The organism is Pseudomonas sp. (assembly GCF_032058845.1).
Taxonomy (GTDB): Bacteria; Pseudomonadota; Gammaproteobacteria; order Pseudomonadales; family Pseudomonadaceae; genus Aquipseudomonas.
Window position 1 is genome coordinate 1 of sequence record NZ_DAMCCR010000013.1, and the last position, 16,675, is coordinate 16,675.

Annotated in this window: 17 protein-coding genes; 13 read left to right on the forward strand and 4 right to left on the reverse strand. The window is 62.5% G+C overall.

Annotated features, from left to right (window positions below; all coding sequences use genetic code 11):
• The coding region (thrS, locus tag RT028_RS04285; RefSeq protein ID WP_312932822.1) for a threonine--tRNA ligase at positions 1–1,808 on the reverse strand (1,808 nt) is incomplete at its 3' end.
• Positions 1,809–2,147: 339 nt separating this feature from the next.
• Between thrS and RT028_RS04290 the strand changes: the two genes are divergently transcribed.
• Together RT028_RS04290 and RT028_RS04295 are read left to right on the forward strand one after the other, a co-directional pair.
• A complete protein-coding gene (locus RT028_RS04290; protein ID WP_312932825.1) occupies positions 2,148–2,453 on the forward strand; it encodes a hypothetical protein in 306 nt (101 codons plus the stop codon).
• 160 nt (positions 2,454–2,613) lie between these two features.
• Positions 2,614–2,826 carry a cold-shock protein gene (locus tag RT028_RS04295; RefSeq protein ID WP_003179963.1) on the forward strand — a complete coding sequence of 71 codons (213 nt, stop codon included), beginning with the start codon at positions 2,614–2,616 and terminating at the stop codon, positions 2,824–2,826.
• Between the two features lie 75 nt (positions 2,827–2,901).
• Here the strand turns inward: RT028_RS04295 and RT028_RS04300 are convergent, their stop codons facing one another.
• Positions 2,902–3,225 carry an I78 family peptidase inhibitor gene (locus RT028_RS04300; protein WP_312932827.1) on the reverse strand — a complete coding sequence of 108 codons (324 nt, stop codon included), beginning with the start codon at positions 3,223–3,225 and terminating at the stop codon, positions 2,902–2,904.
• Positions 3,226–3,442: 217 nt separating this feature from the next.
• Here RT028_RS04300 and RT028_RS04305 point away from each other — a divergent pair, with 217 nt between their 5' ends.
• The 3 genes from RT028_RS04305 (at position 3,443) to RT028_RS04315 (ending at position 7,512) form a co-directional block, all read left to right on the forward strand.
• Entirely contained in the window at positions 3,443–3,658 is a 216-nt protein-coding gene (locus RT028_RS04305; protein ID WP_312932829.1) for a hypothetical protein, read from the forward strand.
• 383 nt (positions 3,659–4,041) lie between these two features.
• Entirely contained in the window at positions 4,042–5,130 is a 1,089-nt protein-coding gene (locus RT028_RS04310) for an asparaginase (protein WP_312932831.1), read from the forward strand.
• Positions 5,131–5,307: 177 nt separating this feature from the next.
• A complete protein-coding gene (locus RT028_RS04315) occupies positions 5,308–7,512 on the forward strand; it encodes a response regulator (protein WP_312932833.1) in 2,205 nt (734 codons plus the stop codon).
• A gap of 9 nt (positions 7,513–7,521) precedes the next feature.
• On the opposite strand, the gene RT028_RS04320 is transcribed toward RT028_RS04315, so the two are convergent.
• A complete protein-coding gene (locus RT028_RS04320) occupies positions 7,522–8,832 on the reverse strand; it encodes an MFS transporter (protein WP_312932835.1) in 1,311 nt (436 codons plus the stop codon).
• A 309-nt stretch (positions 8,833–9,141) separates the two neighbouring features.
• On the opposite strand from RT028_RS04320, the gene RT028_RS04325 reads away from it, so the two are divergent.
• Positions 9,142–10,299, forward strand: a complete 1,158-nt coding sequence (locus RT028_RS04325; protein ID WP_312932837.1) for an aminotransferase class V-fold PLP-dependent enzyme — start codon at positions 9,142–9,144, stop codon at positions 10,297–10,299.
• A gap of 118 nt (positions 10,300–10,417) precedes the next feature.
• On the forward strand, positions 10,418–11,104 hold the full coding sequence (locus RT028_RS04330; RefSeq protein ID WP_312932839.1) for a GNAT family N-acetyltransferase: 687 nt from the start codon (positions 10,418–10,420) through the stop codon (positions 11,102–11,104).
• Positions 11,105–11,113: 9 nt separating this feature from the next.
• On the opposite strand, the gene RT028_RS04335 is transcribed toward RT028_RS04330, so the two are convergent.
• Positions 11,114–12,034 carry a LysR substrate-binding domain-containing protein gene (locus RT028_RS04335; protein WP_312932841.1) on the reverse strand — a complete coding sequence of 307 codons (921 nt, stop codon included), beginning with the start codon at positions 12,032–12,034 and terminating at the stop codon, positions 11,114–11,116.
• Between the two features lie 325 nt (positions 12,035–12,359).
• Here RT028_RS04335 and RT028_RS04340 point away from each other — a divergent pair, with 325 nt between their 5' ends.
• The 6 genes from RT028_RS04340 (at position 12,360) to RT028_RS04365 (ending at position 16,596) form a co-directional block, all read left to right on the forward strand.
• Positions 12,360–13,145, forward strand: a complete 786-nt coding sequence (locus RT028_RS04340) for a YqcI/YcgG family protein (protein WP_312932843.1) — start codon at positions 12,360–12,362, stop codon at positions 13,143–13,145.
• Positions 13,142–13,771, forward strand: coding sequence for a LysE family translocator (locus tag RT028_RS04345; RefSeq protein ID WP_312932845.1), 630 nt, complete (start codon positions 13,142–13,144; stop codon positions 13,769–13,771). Before RT028_RS04340 ends, RT028_RS04345 begins: the two co-directional genes overlap by 4 nt.
• Positions 13,772–14,001: 230 nt before the next feature.
• Positions 14,002–14,667 (forward strand): sel1 repeat family protein, encoded by a 666-nt coding sequence (locus tag RT028_RS04350; RefSeq protein ID WP_312932900.1) that lies wholly within the window; start codon positions 14,002–14,004, stop codon positions 14,665–14,667.
• 80 nt (positions 14,668–14,747) lie between these two features.
• Positions 14,748–15,446, forward strand: a complete 699-nt coding sequence (locus RT028_RS04355) for an AzlC family ABC transporter permease (protein WP_312932847.1) — start codon at positions 14,748–14,750, stop codon at positions 15,444–15,446.
• Positions 15,443–15,757 (forward strand): AzlD domain-containing protein, encoded by a 315-nt coding sequence (locus RT028_RS04360; protein WP_312932849.1) that lies wholly within the window; start codon positions 15,443–15,445, stop codon positions 15,755–15,757. The genes RT028_RS04355 and RT028_RS04360 overlap by 4 nt, the downstream gene beginning before the upstream one ends.
• Positions 15,754–16,596, forward strand: a complete 843-nt coding sequence (locus RT028_RS04365; RefSeq protein ID WP_312932851.1) for an AraC family transcriptional regulator — start codon at positions 15,754–15,756, stop codon at positions 16,594–16,596. Before RT028_RS04360 ends, RT028_RS04365 begins: the two co-directional genes overlap by 4 nt.
• Positions 16,597–16,675 lie beyond the last annotated feature (79 nt).

Below are 16,675 nucleotides of genomic sequence, written 5' to 3' on the forward strand. Positions count from 1 at the left end.
TGCGTTTCGACTTCGCGGTCCCCTATAACCAAAAGGTACGGGACCTTGAGCAAAGTATGCTCGCGGATTTTAAAGCCGATCTTCTCATTTCTCAAGTCGGACTTGGCACGAATTCCGCCAGCGGCCAACATTTTTTCGACATCGAGGGCAAAATCGGCCTGTTTGTCGGTGATATTCATGATCACCGCCTGGGTTGGCGCCAGCCACGCAGGGAAGACGCCGGCGTAGTGCTCGATAAGCATCCCGATGAAACGCTCGAACGAACCCAGGATGGCACGGTGCAACATCACCGGACGCTTGCGCGCGTTGTCTTCGGCAATGTAGCTGGCGTCCAGCCGCTCTGGCAGGTTTGGATCGTACTGCAGCGTGCCGCACTGCCAGTTACGTCCCAGGCAGTCGCGCAGGGTGAACTCGATCTTGGGGCCATAGAAGGCACCCTCGCCTGGCTGATATTCCCACTCCAGGCCCGATTCGTTCAGCGCATCGGCCAGAGCGGTCTCAGCGCGATCCCACAGCTCTTCGGAACCCACGCGCTTGGCCGGACGGGTGGACAGCTTCATGGCGATGTCGGTGAAGCCGAAGTCCTTGTAGACCTCCAGCGTCAAGCGGATGAAGTCTGCCGCTTCTTTCTTCACCTGTTCTTCGGTGCAGAAGATGTGCGCGTCGTCCTGGGTGAAACCACGCACGCGCATGATGCCGTGCAGCGCGCCGGAAGGCTCGTTACGGTGGCAGGCGCCGAACTCAGCCAGGCGCAGCGGCAGGTCGCGGTACGACTTCAAGCCTTGATTGAACACTTGCACATGGCACGGGCAGTTCATCGGCTTGACCGCGTAGTCACGGCTTTCCGACGAGGTGGTGAACATGTTTTCGGCGTAGTTGGACCAGTGCCCCGAACGCTCCCAGAGGATACGATCCACGACCTGCGGGGTCTTGATCTCAAGGTAGCCGTTGATGCGCTGCACGGTACGCATGTACTGCTCGAGGACCTGATACACAGTCCAGCCATCGGGATGCCAGAAGACCATCCCAGGCGCTTCTTCCTGCAGGTGGAACAGGTCGAGCTGCTTGCCGATCTTGCGGTGATCGCGCTTCTCGGCCTCTTCGATACGCTGCACGTACGCAGCCAGCTGCTTCTTGTCAGCCCAGGCAGTGCCGTAGACGCGTTGCAACTGCTCGTTCTTGGCATCACCACGCCAGTAGGCGCCGGACAGCTTGGTCAGCTTGAACGCCTTGAGGAAGCGGGTGTTCGGCACGTGCGGGCCACGGCACATGTCGACGTATTCTTCGTGGTAGTACAGGCCCATGGCCTGCTCATCCGGCATGTCTTCGACCAGGCGCAGCTTGTACTCCTCACCACGCGCGCTGAAGACGTCGATCACTTCGGCGCGCGGCGTCATCTTCTTGATGACGTCGTAGTCTTTCTCGATCAGCTGATGCATGCGTTTTTCGATGGCCGCCATGTCGTCTGGCGTGAAGGGCCGCTCGTAAGCGATGTCGTAATAGAAGCCTTCATCGATGACCGGGCCGATGACCATGCGCGCGGTGGGATAGAGCTGCTTCACTGCGTGGCCGATCAAGTGGGCACACGAGTGACGGATGATCTCCAGCCCCTCTTCATCTTTAGGGGTGATGATCTGCAACGTGACATCGCGGTCGATGAGCTCACAGGCGTCGACCAGCTTGCCGTCGACCTTGCCGGCCAGCGTGGCCTTGGCCAGGCCTGCGCCGATGGAAGCAGCAACGTCAGCTACGGTGACGGCGCTGTCGAAAGAACGCTGGCTGCCGTCGGGAAGAGTAATGGTGGGCATGGCGCCTCCTCTCCTAGTGGTGACCCCTACCAAAGGTCACGTGGGTTGGGATGAGCCAGTACAAGATCCGTTGCGCCCTTCACCAGGTGAAGCCTGCCTCACAGTGGCAGAAGCCTTTTCGGCTTGATCGCAGACGAACCAGAGTGACTGGAAGGTGATAAAGAAGAATCGCAACACGCCGCTGACGCGTTGCGAGCCGAGCATCCTAGCATGCGGGTTTCCGGCACTGCAGAAATATTTGGATCAGCCTACGCACCACTGAACTCTCGAGGGTCATTGCCAATCAGACCCCTTGAAGCATTCAGTTCTCGATCAAACCTACCCAAGGAGTGTCAGGTTATGCGACTTCAGTCTCTTCTGGCTTTCGCTGCCATTGGTGCGCTTTCACTGCCCTTCACTGCGACTGCCGGTGAGTGGCCTGCTGGCACGCAAGACATGTACATGACCCAGTGCCAGCAGGTGGCAACCGGCCAAGGCCTGGATGCCAAGGCCGCCCAGGCCCACTGCAAATGTGGCGCCCAAGCCATTGAGAAAAATTTCAGCTCCGAGGAAATCAAGGCGCTGGATAGCAAGAACGGCGTCGACCCCACGCTTGCCGAGCGCGCGCGTACCGCAGTCACGAAAGCCTGTGCAGCGAAGGGTTGAGCCCCATTTCCGGCATTTGCACTACCTTTTGTTGAGCTCAATCAACAACTATTAAAGGTAATTGGCGCTAGATGCCGAGAAATGCACTATGATGTCCCTCGTGCTCCGTCGCCTTGGCTACATTGCACTACTGAAAAATTAAATGTCTGGAGATCCACCCATGTCCAATCGCCAAACCGGCACCGTTAAATGGTTCAATGATGAGAAAGGCTTCGGCTTCATCACCCCACAAGGCGGCGGCGACGACCTGTTCGTTCACTTCAAAGCCATTGAATCTGACGGCTTCAAGAGCCTGAAAGAAGGCCAGACTGTCTCCTTCGTTGCCGAAAAAGGCCAGAAGGGTATGCAGGCTGCACAGGTACGTCCGGAGTAATTCGGCCCGTCCTACAAAGAACCCGCCTTCTGGCGGGTTTTTTGTGTCCGGCAGATGGCGGGAGCGAACCTCGCTTCAGCCGCAATTGATTCGACGGATCACGCCCTGATCGTCGACAGTCACGTTCAGACGCTCCGAACGATAGTCCAGCGTGGCCATGTCACCCGGCTTGAGCACGCGAAGCGTGCGCGCGCCACTGGCCTGACGCGCTTGCTCGACCAGTGCCTGCGTCCCTTGCCTACCGATAGCAAAACCAGCATCGACAGCCTGGCACGTCCCCGCCTCTCCAGCCCCGTCATCAGGTGCATCATTGGCGGCATTCGACGATACGCCGCTGCTGCAGCCTGCCAGGGTAGCGACCGCCAGTGCTGCACCCAGCACAGTGTGTATACGAATCATGAATCCTCCTGAACGAAACAGACCTACCTAACTGAACACTGGTAGATCACTTTGATGGCAAAGGGCCCAATTCTGCAGGATTTTGCCGGCGTGCCCCGAAAGGTAATCGTGACTGAATTTTGCGCCACGTGATAAATTTGCCGCCGGATCACCCTGGCACCTACTTTTCTGCCGGTCGCCAGGGCCTTCTCTTTTCGCGCTGCAACGAGATACCTACATGAGCAACATCACCATCGACGCCGACATCAAGGTCAAAATGGCAGGCGGCCACCGCGCCTACAGCCCCGCTTCGCCGGAAGAACTCATGCTGATCGCCGTCGATCTGCTGGTGCGCGAACTGGGCAGCGACGCCGCGCGCACCTTCATGGGCCAAGTCATCGAGCGACACGCACCCTCTTCAGGCACTTCGGCGGCTATGGCCACGCAGCCCTGAGCCCAGGGCTATACCGCATAGGCTGCTGCCTCGAACCCTCTTCCTGCGTGCTGCCCACGGTTCGCACGCCTCGCGGCCCGGGCAGGGATGGCTGTCGGCGAGCGTTGCCAGCTCTCACGCCCGCTATGTCGCCTTCACGACCGATGAAATCAACACGGTGAATCGCACGCAATCATTCGGAAAACCGAATGCTTCGCGCAACCATCGTTCGGATATCCGTCCGATTTTCCGATGTACTGATCATTCGCCAGCACCGCATTTCCCTTCTATCCTTCGCCGTTGCGGGGGAAACGGCTGCTGCGCGAAGACTGGTACGAAATCTGCCTGAGCTTCGACGCGACACAGCGACTAACTTCTCAACGGAAAAGAGAGAGACAACAATAATGACTGCTGCACTGAAAACCTTCGTTCCTGGCGCACTCGCGCTGTTCCTCCTCATACCGGCCGGCGTTTCGGCCGAAGAAGCCAAGACGCAGCAGAAGCTCGCCAACGTCGTCATCCTGGCCACCGGTGGCACGATTGCCGGCGCAGGCGCCAGTGCTGCCAACAGCGCTACGTACCAGGCCGCCAAGGTCGGTGTCGACAAACTGATCGCCGGCGTTCCGGAACTCAAGGATCTGGCTAATGTGCGCGGCGAGCAGGTCATGCAGATCGCCTCCGAGAGCATCAGCAACGACGACTTGCTCAAGCTCGCCAAACGTGTCTCCGAGCTGGCCGACAGCGCAGATGTCGACGGCATCGTCATCACCCATGGCACCGACACCCTCGAAGAAACGGCCTACTTCCTGAACCTGGTGGAAAAGACCGAGAAGCCCATTGTGGTGGTCGGTTCGATGCGCCCCGGTACGGCCATGTCGGCTGACGGCATGCTGAACCTGTACAACGCCGTCGCTGTGGCCAGCGATCAGCAGTCACGCGGCAAAGGCGTGCTGGTGACCATGAACGATGAAATCCAGTCCGGTCGCGATGTCAGCAAGTCGATCAACATCAAGACCGAAGCCTTCAAGAGCGCCTGGGGCCCGATGGGCATGGTCGTAGAGGGCAAATCCTACTGGTTCCGCCTGCCGGCCAAGCGTCACACGGTCAACTCCGAATTCGACATCAAGCAAATCAGCAGCCTGCCGGCCGTGGACATTGCCTACAGCTACGGCAACGTCAACGACACCGCCTACAAGGCCCTGGCACAAAATGGCGCAAAGGCGCTGATTCATGCGGGAACCGGCAACGGTTCGGTGTCGTCGCGTGTGGTCCCGGCGCTGCAGGAATTGCGCAAGAATGGCGTACAGATCATTCGTTCCTCCCACGTCAACCAGGGCGGTTTCGTTCTGCGTAACGCCGAACAGCCTGACGACAAGAACGACTGGGTTGTTGCCCATGACCTCAATCCGCAAAAAGCACGCATCCTGGCCATGGTCGCCATGACCAAGACCCAGGACAGCAAAGAGCTGCAGCGGATCTTCTGGGAATACTGATCGGCCGCCAACGGCGACCCTCAGGCACCCCGCCCGCCCGGCCAGCGCGCCGGTCGGGCACTGCGCTCTCCCCACTGCCTGCAGTGAGCCTTTCGCAGTATTGCTGCCGGCAAAACACTCGTAGCGGTGCGGGCCAACGTGCACCCTGGAGGACCGAACCCGAGGGGTGGTGCAATCATGGTGAAATGGTTGGAAGGCGGCGGTCTGATGGCCGAGCACATCAGGCGCCATGATTGGGCCGCCACCTCGCTGGGGCCGTTGCAGCAGTGGCCCAGAGTGCTCAGCACCAGCGTGGCATTGTGCCTGGCCTCACGTTTTCCCCAGGCCATTCTGTGGGGCGATGAGCTGATCACGCTGCACAACGATGCCTTCACTGAAATCCTCGGCAACAAACCTTCTGCCCTTGGCAGACCCTTCCATGAAGTCTGGGAAGAAGCCTGGCCAGACATCAGCGCCATGATCCACCACGCCATGTCGGGTGAAGCCGTCTTCATCCAGGACTTTCCCTTGCTGGTGGACCGTCACAACGGCGTCGAACGCGCCTATTTCACCTTCTGTTACAGCCCTATACGCGATGCGGACGGCACCGTTGTCGGCATGCTCGATACCGTGTCAGAGACCACCGGCACCGTGCTGGCCAATCAGCGGCTGAATTTTCTCGACACCCTCGGCCGAGCACTCGCCAATGCCACCGACCCTGCGCTGATCCTGGCCACCAGCACGCGCTTGCTGGGCGAGTACCTGCAGGTGTCGGGTTGCCTGTACGCGTTGATGGACGATGACGCAAATGGCCTGACGGTGACTGGCGAATGGACCGCCAGCGGCTCAAGACCGCTGCTTGGGCACTACCGCCTGACAGATTTTGGCCAGTTGACCGCCAGGCGCCTGCAGGCTGGATTGCCACTGATCCTCAATGACACGCCGCGCGAGCTTCCCGCTGACCAAGCGGCCGCCTTCCAGCGCATCGAAATTGCCGCAACCGTCTGCATGCCTTTGATGAAAGAAGCCCAACTGACTGCATTGATAGCGGTGCACGACCACCTACCCCGGCACTGGACCCAGGCCGAGCGGCTGCTGATCGGCGAGGTGGCGGAGCGGAGCTGGGCGCACATCCAGCGGCTCCAGGCCAACGCCGAGGTGCGCCAGACCATGGCCGCCATGGAGGTGCTCAACGCCACGCTGGAACAGCGCGTGCAAGAGCGGACTGATCAGTTGCTGCATACCGAGGCCGTGCTGCGCCAGACGCAGAAGCTCGAGGCGATCGGCCAACTGACCGGAGGCGTCGCCCACGATTTCAATAATCTGCTGACGATCATTCGCGCTTCATTGCATTTCATCGAGCGTCCGGATTTGCCGGCAGCGCGCCGCGCGCGCTACCTGAAGACCATGATCGACACGATCGAGCGCGGCGCCAAGCTGACCGGGCAACTGCTTGCATTCGCCCGGCGCCAGGCGTTGAGCCCCCACGTCTTCGACCCTGGCCAGCAGTTGGCCGCCCTCAGCGAGATGCTCGACACGGCCACCGGCGCGCGCCTGCGCATTGTGCTCGATCTGCCCGAAACGCCGTGCTACATCTGCGCAGACCTGGCGCAATTCGAGACCGCCGTGATCAACATGGTGATCAACAGCCGCGACGCAATGGGCGGCGAAGGCACGTTGCGCCTGCGCCTGACCCCGGACCAGCAACTGCCGGACACCCCTGGGCAACCAGGCAGCAGCGGGCCCTACGCGGCGATTGCCGTGATCGACAGCGGGCCGGGCATTGAACCGGCGCTGCTGGAGCGGATCTTCGATCCGTTCTTCACCACCAAAGCGGCCGGTCAAGGCACCGGACTGGGCCTTTCTCAGGTCTTCGGCTTTGCCCGCCAGTCTGGCGGCGACGTGCAGGTGCGCAGCACGCTGGGCCAGGGCGCGACATTCACGCTCTACCTGCCCCAGGCGGCCGCGCCAGAGCCGGTGCCGGCGCCCGATGTGCCGGCGCTCGAGCGGCTGTCCGAGCCGGGTGCAGCGTCACGCATCCTGGTGGTAGAGGACCATCCTGATGTGGCCAGCCTGACCACGCAGATTCTCAAGGAACACGGCTTCCAGGTCAGCTGGGCCGCCTGCGGGGACGATGCATTGACCCAACTCGAGCACGCCAGGCCGCCCTTCGATGCGGTGCTGTCGGACGTTCTGATGCCTGGCATGAGCGGTGTGGAGCTGGCCCAGACACTGCGCACGCGCTACCCGCAACTGCCAGTGATCCTTACATCTGGCTACAGCGAAGCGATTGCCGAGGGCGGGCATGCAGGCTTCACCTTCCTGGCAAAGCCCTATTCTGCGCAACAAGTCTGTGCACTGCTGGCCACGGTTCTGCGCCACCAGGGTGGACGCAGGCCGTGACGATGAGGTTCATGCGTGGGATGGAGGATCGTCGTGCAAGGAGATGCGCGAGGTTTCCGGCAACGCCAGGCCGCCGACCAGCGCGAGCAGCGCGATGGCGACCAGGTAGAACGCTGGCGCCAGGCTGCTGCCGCTCTGGGTGATCAACCACGTGGCCACAAGCGGTGCTGTCCCACCGAACAGGGTATAGGCCACGTTATAGGTGATGGCCGAGGCCGTGTAGCGCGTGCGCGTGGGGAAACTCTCCGAGAGCAACGCTGCGGTGACGACACCACTGGTCAATGCACCCACCGCCAGCAGGATCACTCCTACCAACGCGTAGGACAACGACCCGGAGCTGGCCAGCCAATACGCCGGGAAGACAAACACGATGACCCATGCACAGGCGAACACCACGGTGCGCCGCCGACCGATGCGATCCGACAGCGCACCGGCCAGCGGGCAGCCCACGGCAGCGAAGACCAGCGCCACGGTGGTGACCAGCAGCGACTGGGCCCGCGACAGGTTGCCGACCAGTTGCAGGTAGGTCGCGAAGTAGGTGGTGAACATATAGAACGACAGCGCTGTCAGCGAGATGAATGCGCCGAGGTTGAGAATCGAGCGGCCATGATGGCGCAAGGTCTCCTTGAGCGGAGAATGCGCATGCGGCGTGCCTTGTGCCATCGCGGCGCGGAAGGCAGGGGTTTCCTCCATGCGCCAGCGCAGGTAAAGCCCCACAAGGCCCAGTGGCGCCGCGATCAGGAACGGCACCCGCCAGCCCCAGCTGTTCATTGCCTCTGCTGACAGGTTGGCTTCCAGGGCATAGGCCAGGACCGCAGCGCAGGCGAATGCCGAGAACGTCGAAACCGGCACGAAGCTGCCGTAGAAGGCACGCTTCTCACGCGGCGCGTGTTCCATCAGGTAGGCGCAGGCTCCAGCGTATTCACCACCGGCTGAGAAGCCTTGAACGCAGCGCGCCAGCGTCAACAGAATCGGCGCCATCAGGCCGATGCTGGCATAGGTGGGCAACAGCCCGATCACCGTCGTCGAAGCGGCCATCATCAGGATGGTCATCGACAGCACACGCTTGCGCCCGAGGCGGTCACCCAGCCCACCAAAGAACACCCCGCCCAATGGGCGCAGGGCAAAAGCCACGGCGAACACGGCAAAGGTCTTGAGCAGGCCGACACTGGGGTCGGAGCTGGCGAAAAACTGGCTCGCGATCAAGGTGGCAAGAAAACCGTAGACTGCAAAGTCGAACCACTCGACGAAATTGCCGACGGCCGATGCTGCGATGACCCGGCGAAGGGTCGCGGGGGGAACCTCATGGGTTGTGGACATGCACGTGCTCTCCGATTTCCATTGGCAGCCTGGGGGATGTGCTGCAAATGGGCAGCGTTATTGTTGTTTGCGTACAGTAGACCGTCGTTGAGCGCCATGAACTGTGGCGTGAGCGACACCGAGATGTCTGTTTCGACCTGATGCCGCCATCAGGGTAAAAATATTTTTCTTCAAAATGTGAGTTTTGCGAAACGTTCTTCTCCATTTGCCGCACAACCGCTGCGAGATCGGAAAACCTGTATCCGCAGGTGCCGCTAGCATGGCCAACTCTCTCAAGAACCTGCCCTATCGCACGGAGCAATCATCGCCATGCCACCTGTCAGCCCGCTGTATTTCGATTACGCCGCCACCACGCCCGTCGATGATCGTGTCATCGAGATGATGCTGACCTGTCTCGGGCGCCACAGCCACTATGGTAACCCGGCTTCCAGCGGCCATGGCTTCGGGCAGGCTGCCCGAAGCGCGGTCGAGGCGGCGCGCCAGCAGGTTGCGCACCGGGTCGGAGCACAGGCCGAGCAGATTGTCTGGACCTCCGGGGCAACCGAATCGAACAATCTGGCGCTCAAGGGTATTGCCCAAGGGTTTGCCGAGCCCGGACATCTGCTCACCAGCGCCATCGAGCACAAGGCCGTGCTGGACACTGCCAGCGAGCTCGAGCGCCTGGGCTGGGCCGTGACCCGCCTGCAACCGACGCGCGATGGCTTGATAACGCCCGAACAGGTGGCCGATGCACTGCGCCCTGATACGCGATTGGTGTCGCTGATGGCGGTGAACAACGAGTTGGGTACCGTGACCGACTTTGCCGCCATCGGCGAGCGGGTTCGAGCCCATGGCGCGCTGCTTCACGTCGACGCGGCGCAGGCCGTGGGCAAGGTGGCGCTGGATCTGGCTCGCCAGGCGGTCGACCTGATGTCGTTTTCAGCGCACAAGGTCTACGGCCCCAAAGGGATCGGTGCGCTGTATGTCGGTCCGCGGGCGCTGCCGGTGCTGCATGCACAGATGCATGGTGGCGGACATGAGCGCGGCATGCGCTCGGGAACGCTGCCCAGCCATCAGATCGTTGGCATGGGCTGCGCCTTTGCCCTGGCCGGGCAACCGGGGGATGCCGAGTACCTGCGCCTGCAACGCCTCAGCCAACGCCTGCAGGAGGGCCTGCTGGCCCTGCCGGGCATCCACCTCAACGCCAGCACCCGCGCGCGCGTGCCACACACCTTGAACCTGCGCATCGAGGCCAGCGGCTTCAACAGTGCAGCGTTGGCCAGCGAGCTGGCAGTGTCTTCCACTTCGGCCTGTAATTCGGCCAGCCACGCCCCCTCCCACGTACTGCTGGCGCTGGGTCTCGAGCCGCACGCTGCGCGTAACAGCGTGCGTATCAGCCTTGGCCGCTACAGCAACGACGCTGAGGTAGACGCAGCCATCACCGTGTTCACGCGGGTCATCAACGCCGCGTCGGCAGCGCTGTGGTAGGCGGCCGCGTCGCCAGGCCAGAGGGCACCGCCTGCGGCAGGCGGTGAAAACCCGGTAGACTGTCAGGCCCGCGCGAACAGAGGCGGGTCTGACAGTCCAGCTGGAGCCATTTCCCGTTATGTACATCCTCCGCCGCCTCGACGGCGTCCTGCCCGAATCCTTCCAGAATCAGATCCGCCAGTTGGTGATCGAGCACGTCGGCGAACTGAGCAGCGTGGCGATCAGCCCGGATAATCCGCTGTATCCGCTGTATCAATACGGCGTAGGCCTGGAAGTGCATCGTTACCTCGAGGCCCTTGACGGTAACCGGGGCCTGGCCGTGCAACTGACCCTGGCACTGGACGCCGACGCGCCCGATAAACTGCTCGGCTTCGCGCTGGCGCTGCCGGCCCAGGACGATCCGCAAGCCTGCGCGCTGGCGTACCTGGCGGTCGTTGCCAGCCATCGGCGGCAAGGGGTGGCACGCGGCCTGTTCAACGATCTGCACGCCCGTTACGCCTGCGTCGAACTCAACGCCCTGCCCCATCAGGTGCCATGGTTCGAAGCGCTGGGTTTGCAGGTGGTCGCGGCCAGTGGCCCGCAGGTCGTGATGACCACCACCGGTGCGCCCAGTGACGCCCTGATCGGGCGGCTGGACATTGCGCCGATCTACCAGACCCTCGAAGTCGGCCAGATCCACACCTACCTGCTCAATCAGCAGGGCGAGGAGGCGATGATCGCCGCTGAAACCGAGCGTGATGAGCGTATCGACGCCCTTGCCGACGCTGCAGCCGACTGCGTACGGGTGCGTCGCCAGCTGCACTGATGCACGCTGCTAGTCGTAGAAATACTGAATATCGCGCCGCGCGGCAGGTGGCACCTGGCCGAGCAGGAAGTCACGCAATCTGTGCATCTGCCGGGCCTTGGGGCTGGCCTTGAGCCAGGTCATGTAGTAGCCGTCGCCGGTGGCCACGGCTTGTTTGAAGGGGGTGACCAGGCGGCCGGCGTTGAGGTCGGCGCTGGCCAGCACCAGGTCGACCACCGAAATGCCCAAGCCTTGCTGAGCGGCTGAGATGCCCTGATCGAGGGTGTCGAATACCTGCCCCTGACCGATGCCGATGTGCAGCGCACCCAGCCGCGCCAGCCAGCGTCGCCAGTCGCGCCGGTCGGGAGACGGATGCAGCAGTTCGCAGCGGGCGAGCATGGCAAGCTCAGGCGAGTCGGTGTCCAGATAGTCGGGGTGGCAGACCGGAATCAGCCACTCGTCGAACAGTTTGAGGCTCTCGACCTCGGCCGGAAAGCGGCCATTGCTCAGCAGAATGGCGCAGTCGAACGGCTCTGAGTAGAAGTCGACCGAATCGATGTCCATCCACACGCTGGACAACTGCACGCTGGCGCTGTCGTCGATCTTCTTGAAACCGTCCAATGCCCGCAGCAGCCAGCGCACCGTCAGCGTGGACGGGGCCTTCAGACGCAAGGCATAGCGGTCGTTGCGCAGCAATGCACAGGCATTTTCGATGATCTTGAAGCCGACCTTGAGCTCCTGCGCCAGCAGGCGGCCGTGCTCGGTGAGCAGCAATTTCGGGCCGCGACGCTCGAACAGGCTGCAGTCGAACAGGTCTTCCAGAGTTTTCACATGGTGGCTGACGGCGCCCTGGGTCAAGGCCAGCTCTTTTGCCGCCCGGGTGAAAGAGCCGTAGCGCGAGGCCACCTCGAAGGCACGTAAGGCATGCAGTGCTTGAATCCGTTCCGACATCGCCGCAGCCCTGGAGTATTAGCAAGACTAATAGTAGGTCACAGTTCCACCCGTTTTACAACGCGTCAGGGTTTACTGAAAATGCGGTAGATGTCTACCACACCTCTCCTGCACGTCACGTGCTGACGCTTACGAACATCTAGGGTTTGTACGAACTGTGTCCGCGCATCGGTCATGCTGCGTTGAAAACCGACTCGAACGAAACGCCGGTCGCTGCCATCGCCACGTCTCAGGCGAAGCGTATGCGACGCTGTGGCGGGACTCGCGCCGTCGAATCGCCAAGCCCATGTGCGCCGTGCACACCCTAGCTACACCTGGGGAACTCATGTTTACGGGTTATGGAATCTGCTACCGCCTGGATGCGCTGGAGCTTGCCGCTGAACATGCCAATGACCACACGCAGTGGACCTGGACTGCGCTCGACCACTTTCGCACGCTCGTCTCCCATCCCGACTTCCCGTGCCTGTTCGGGCGCAAGGCCGTTGCCGCCCAAACCTGCAAGGTGGTGTTTGCCCGCGATGAGCATGGGGCTACCGACATTGCCCAGGGCTTGGCAGATTACGTCGATCAGTTACGCCCGATTGCCATCAAGCAGCGCATTGGCAGCCCCTTGGTGGTGTTTCTGCAGACCGACGCCAGCACCACGCTTGCCGAGCAACAGGCGCGGGCCTGGGCGGTGCTGCAGCGCGTCCATGCGCTGGACCCTCACCCCTGGCCGCAAGCGATGCCGCAGGACCCACACGATCCAGACTGGGCGTTCTGCTTCAATGGCATGCCGCTGTTCATCAACATGAGCTTTCCAGGCCATCAACGGATGAAAAGCCGTCGTCTTGGCCCGCACACGGTGTTCGTCATCAATCCCCGGGAAAGCTTCGACGAAGTCGCCAGCGCGTCCACCGAGAGCGGACAGCGCATTCGCGCCAGGATTCGTCAGCGCGTCGGCCATTACAACGATGGCGTGATGCCTGAGACGCTTGGCTTTTTTGGCCAGCCCGACAACTTCGAGTGGCAGCAGTACCAGCTTCAGGAACCCGGCTCGCTCAATCCTCGCCGCTGCCCGTTCCTCCATGCTGCCTCCACCTCAGACACCTTGAACGAGAACGAACCGTGAACACCGCGCTGACTACCACCTACGCCCTCACCGTCCTGCTGCTGATCGCCACGCCGGGGCCCGTCGTGGCCCTGGTCGTCAACACCGCTGCCGCCTCGGGCTGGCGCAAGGCCCTGTTCACCGCCCTTGGCACCAACTGGGCATCACTGGTGCTGATCGCGGCAGCGGCCTGGGTGATCATGACCAGCGCTGCCATCGACAAGGCCTGGCTCAGCGGCATGAGCCTGGTGGGGTGCCTGTTCATTGGCTACATCGCGTACGGCACGCTCAAGGACGCGCTGCACACTCCCACCACCAGCGACCCGGCCAGTGTGCCGCCGCGCCAGGATCGTGGCGGCTTGTGGCAAGGCTTCATGGTCGGCATCTCCAACCCCAAGGACATCATCTTCTTCATCTCGTTCTTCCCGCAGTTCATCCAGATCACCGAGTCGTTCGAGAAAAGCATGGTGGTGCTGTCACTGCTGTGGATCGCCATCGATTTCGCCGTGCTCAGCCTGTACATCTTCGCCATCGGCAAGATCGCCTCGGCGCGCAGCAACCGGATCATCACCCTGGTGTCGGGTGTGATGCTGCTGCTCATCGCCCTGGTCGGCATGGCCTACAACGTGCGCGGCTTGATGAGCTGACTGCCTGGAGGCCCACGCGTGCCGGGAGCGCTCGTTGATGCTCGTCTGATTCCGTCGCCTCGGTCTATCGGCAAAGCCAAAAGCGTGATTAGAATACGCCGCAGATCCCGTACGGCTCGAGGCACACGTTTGTCATCCATGAACTCCCCCATCGCCGACGCTTCACCGCTCCAGCACCGCCTGCCAGGCGCGCTCGAGGCGAGCCTGTGAGCCGCTGGCTGGCGGCCTCCATGCTGCTGATGTGCACCCCCTTTGTCGCCCAGGCGCAGGAGGTCATCATCGACCCACATGCCGACCTGCTCTACCGTCAGGCCTTGCCGTTTCTCGAGCAGGCCGATGCCGGGGTCGACAACAGTTCGATGCGCTCCGTGGCCAACAGCGACCCCGAGCTGAGCCGCCAGGGTCAGGCCCTGGCGCACACCTTGCCCACGGCAGTCGCTCTGCTGAAGAAGTCCGTTGCGCTGGGTCATCCGGTGGCCAAGTACCGCCTGGCCCTCTACTACATGACCTACCTGCCGGCCGCGCAGATTCCTGACGCAGCCTGTCCGCTGCTGGAAGAGAGCCTCAGCCAGGGCTTTGCACCACCCGCTTCGGCCATTGCCACCTGGTGCCCACCGTACAACGCAAGCCCCGCCTACCGCGAAGCGCTTGATGCGCTGCCCAGCATGGCCACCTTGTACGCGGCCTACTACCCGCAACCCGCGACGGTGCTGGCCTGCAGCCGCAGCCGGCCACAAGGGCTGGAAATGCAGTGGGGCCGCCAGCGCGATTTCCAGGCCGAGGTCTACCGTTTGCTGGGTGACCTGGACCCCGACCGGCGTCAGGTATTGCTGCAGAAAGCCGTCGAGATCAACGGCTGTGCCAGCGCGCAGCAACGGCTAACCAGCCACCGCTGAAGCACACCTTGAGCAAGATCGTTCAAGCCACGGCATCGCCCATCGGGCATGCTGGGGCTCCTTGTCGACGGGTTGCACCGATGTCCACCCTCCCCGCTGCACGTCATGCCTTTTTCCTGGGCGCTCTTGCCATCATGCCGCTGTCGTTGGCCGTCGCGCCGTGGGGGTTGCTGGCCGGCTCCATGGCCATTGAGGCCAACCTCACGGCGTGGCAGGGCCAGGGGCTGTCTGCCATCGTGTTCGCCGGTGCCGCGCAACTGGTCGCGATCGGCATGCTCAAAGCCGGTGCAAGCCTGCTGTCGATTCTGCTCACATGCCTGTTGCTGACCTCTCAGCACTTGCTCTATGGCCTGTCGATGCGCCCACTGCTGGCCCCGCAACCGCTGCGCTGGCGGCTGGGCCTGGGCTTTCTGCTGACCGACGAATTCTTCGCCCTGACCAGTCACCAGGACCTGCACAGCTTCAACCGCTGGTACGCCCTGGGCGTAGGGCTGACCTTCTACGTGGCCTGGAACCTCTTCACCCTGGCCGGCATCGTGCTGGGCCAGAGCATTCCACACCTTGATCAGCTAGGCCTGGATTTCTCCATTGTCGCCACCTTCGTCGCCTTGATTGCACCGCGAGTACGCAGCAGCGCGACTGCCGTGTGCGTGGTCGTGTCGCTGTTCTGTTCGGTGCTGTTCAGCGTCTGGCAATGGGAAACGGCGCTGATTCTTGCGGGCCTGGCGGGGATGAGTGCAGGCTTCGTCTGGCAGAAGCTGCAAGGTGTTCACGCATGATCTGGCTGTTGATCGTGGCCATGGGCATCGTGGTGTTCATCAATCGCTATGCCTTTCTCGAACCGCGGCTGCCACTGCGCCTGAGCGCCAACGCGCGGCAGTTCCTGGGCTTCGCCGTGCCGGGGATGCTCACCGCGATCTGCGGACCGATCATCTTCCTGCCCGAGCGCCAGCTGGACCTGAGCCTGCTCAATCCTTATCTGCTCGGCGCACTGGCCGCGGTGGTGCTGGTGTTGTGGACCCGGCGGGTGCTGCTGAGCATGCTGCTCAGCAGCACGCTGTTCTTCCTCCTGCGCAGCTTGCTGACATGAGCCCGTCGCTGCGCGAGCAGACCCACCTCTGGCAGGCTCCGGCCCTGGGCGACGTTGAACTGTTGCATGCTCGGTATCTGCAGCAGCGCTTTGCCCCGCATGTCCACGAAGGCTATGTGTTCACGGTCATCGAGTCAGGTGCCCAGCGCTTCAGCCATCGCGGCAGCGAGCACTTGGCCCCGGTGGGCAGCATGGTGCTGATCAACCCGAACGAACTGCATACCGGGGCTACCGCCACCGAAGCCGGTTGGCGCTACCGAGGTTTCTACCCTGACAGCGCCGGCGTCACCGGCGTGCTTGAAGAGCTCGAGTTGGCCCAGGGGATGCCGCTGTTCAAGGACAGCGTAGTTCACGACCCCAGCCTGGCAGGCGCCATGCGCCGGGTGCACCGGCTGTGCGAGAGCGGCGCCAGCGCCTTGCAGCAGCAGACGGCCTGGCGCGAAGCGGTGCTGATGCTGGTCCAGCGCCACGGCAACGGCGCCACCCCTGCCGCCCCAGGCCGTGAGCCGCTCGCGGTAACGCGGGCGCGCGAGTTGCTGGACAGCCATCTGGCCGATCCGCCTTCACTGGAAGCGTTGGCCGCTGCGGTAAACCTGTCACCGTTTCACTTTGCCCGCGTATTTCGTCATGCGACCGGCTTACCGCCTCACGCCTGGCTCAAACAGCGCCGGCTGACGCGGGCGCGGGACCTGCTCAGGCAGGGGCTGCCAGCGCTGGAGGTGGCCTGCACGCTCGGCTTTGCCGACCAGAGCCATTTGACCCGGCAGTTCAAGCAGGCGTATGGGGTTACGCCGGGGGTGTATCGGCAGGCACGTGGCGGAGCGCTTGCGCTGATCTGAGGCTGATCATCGCGGCTACATCGACCGCCTTTCCTGCCAAGCCGCAGCGGACCGGAGACTGCCAAAACCTGCCCACCCC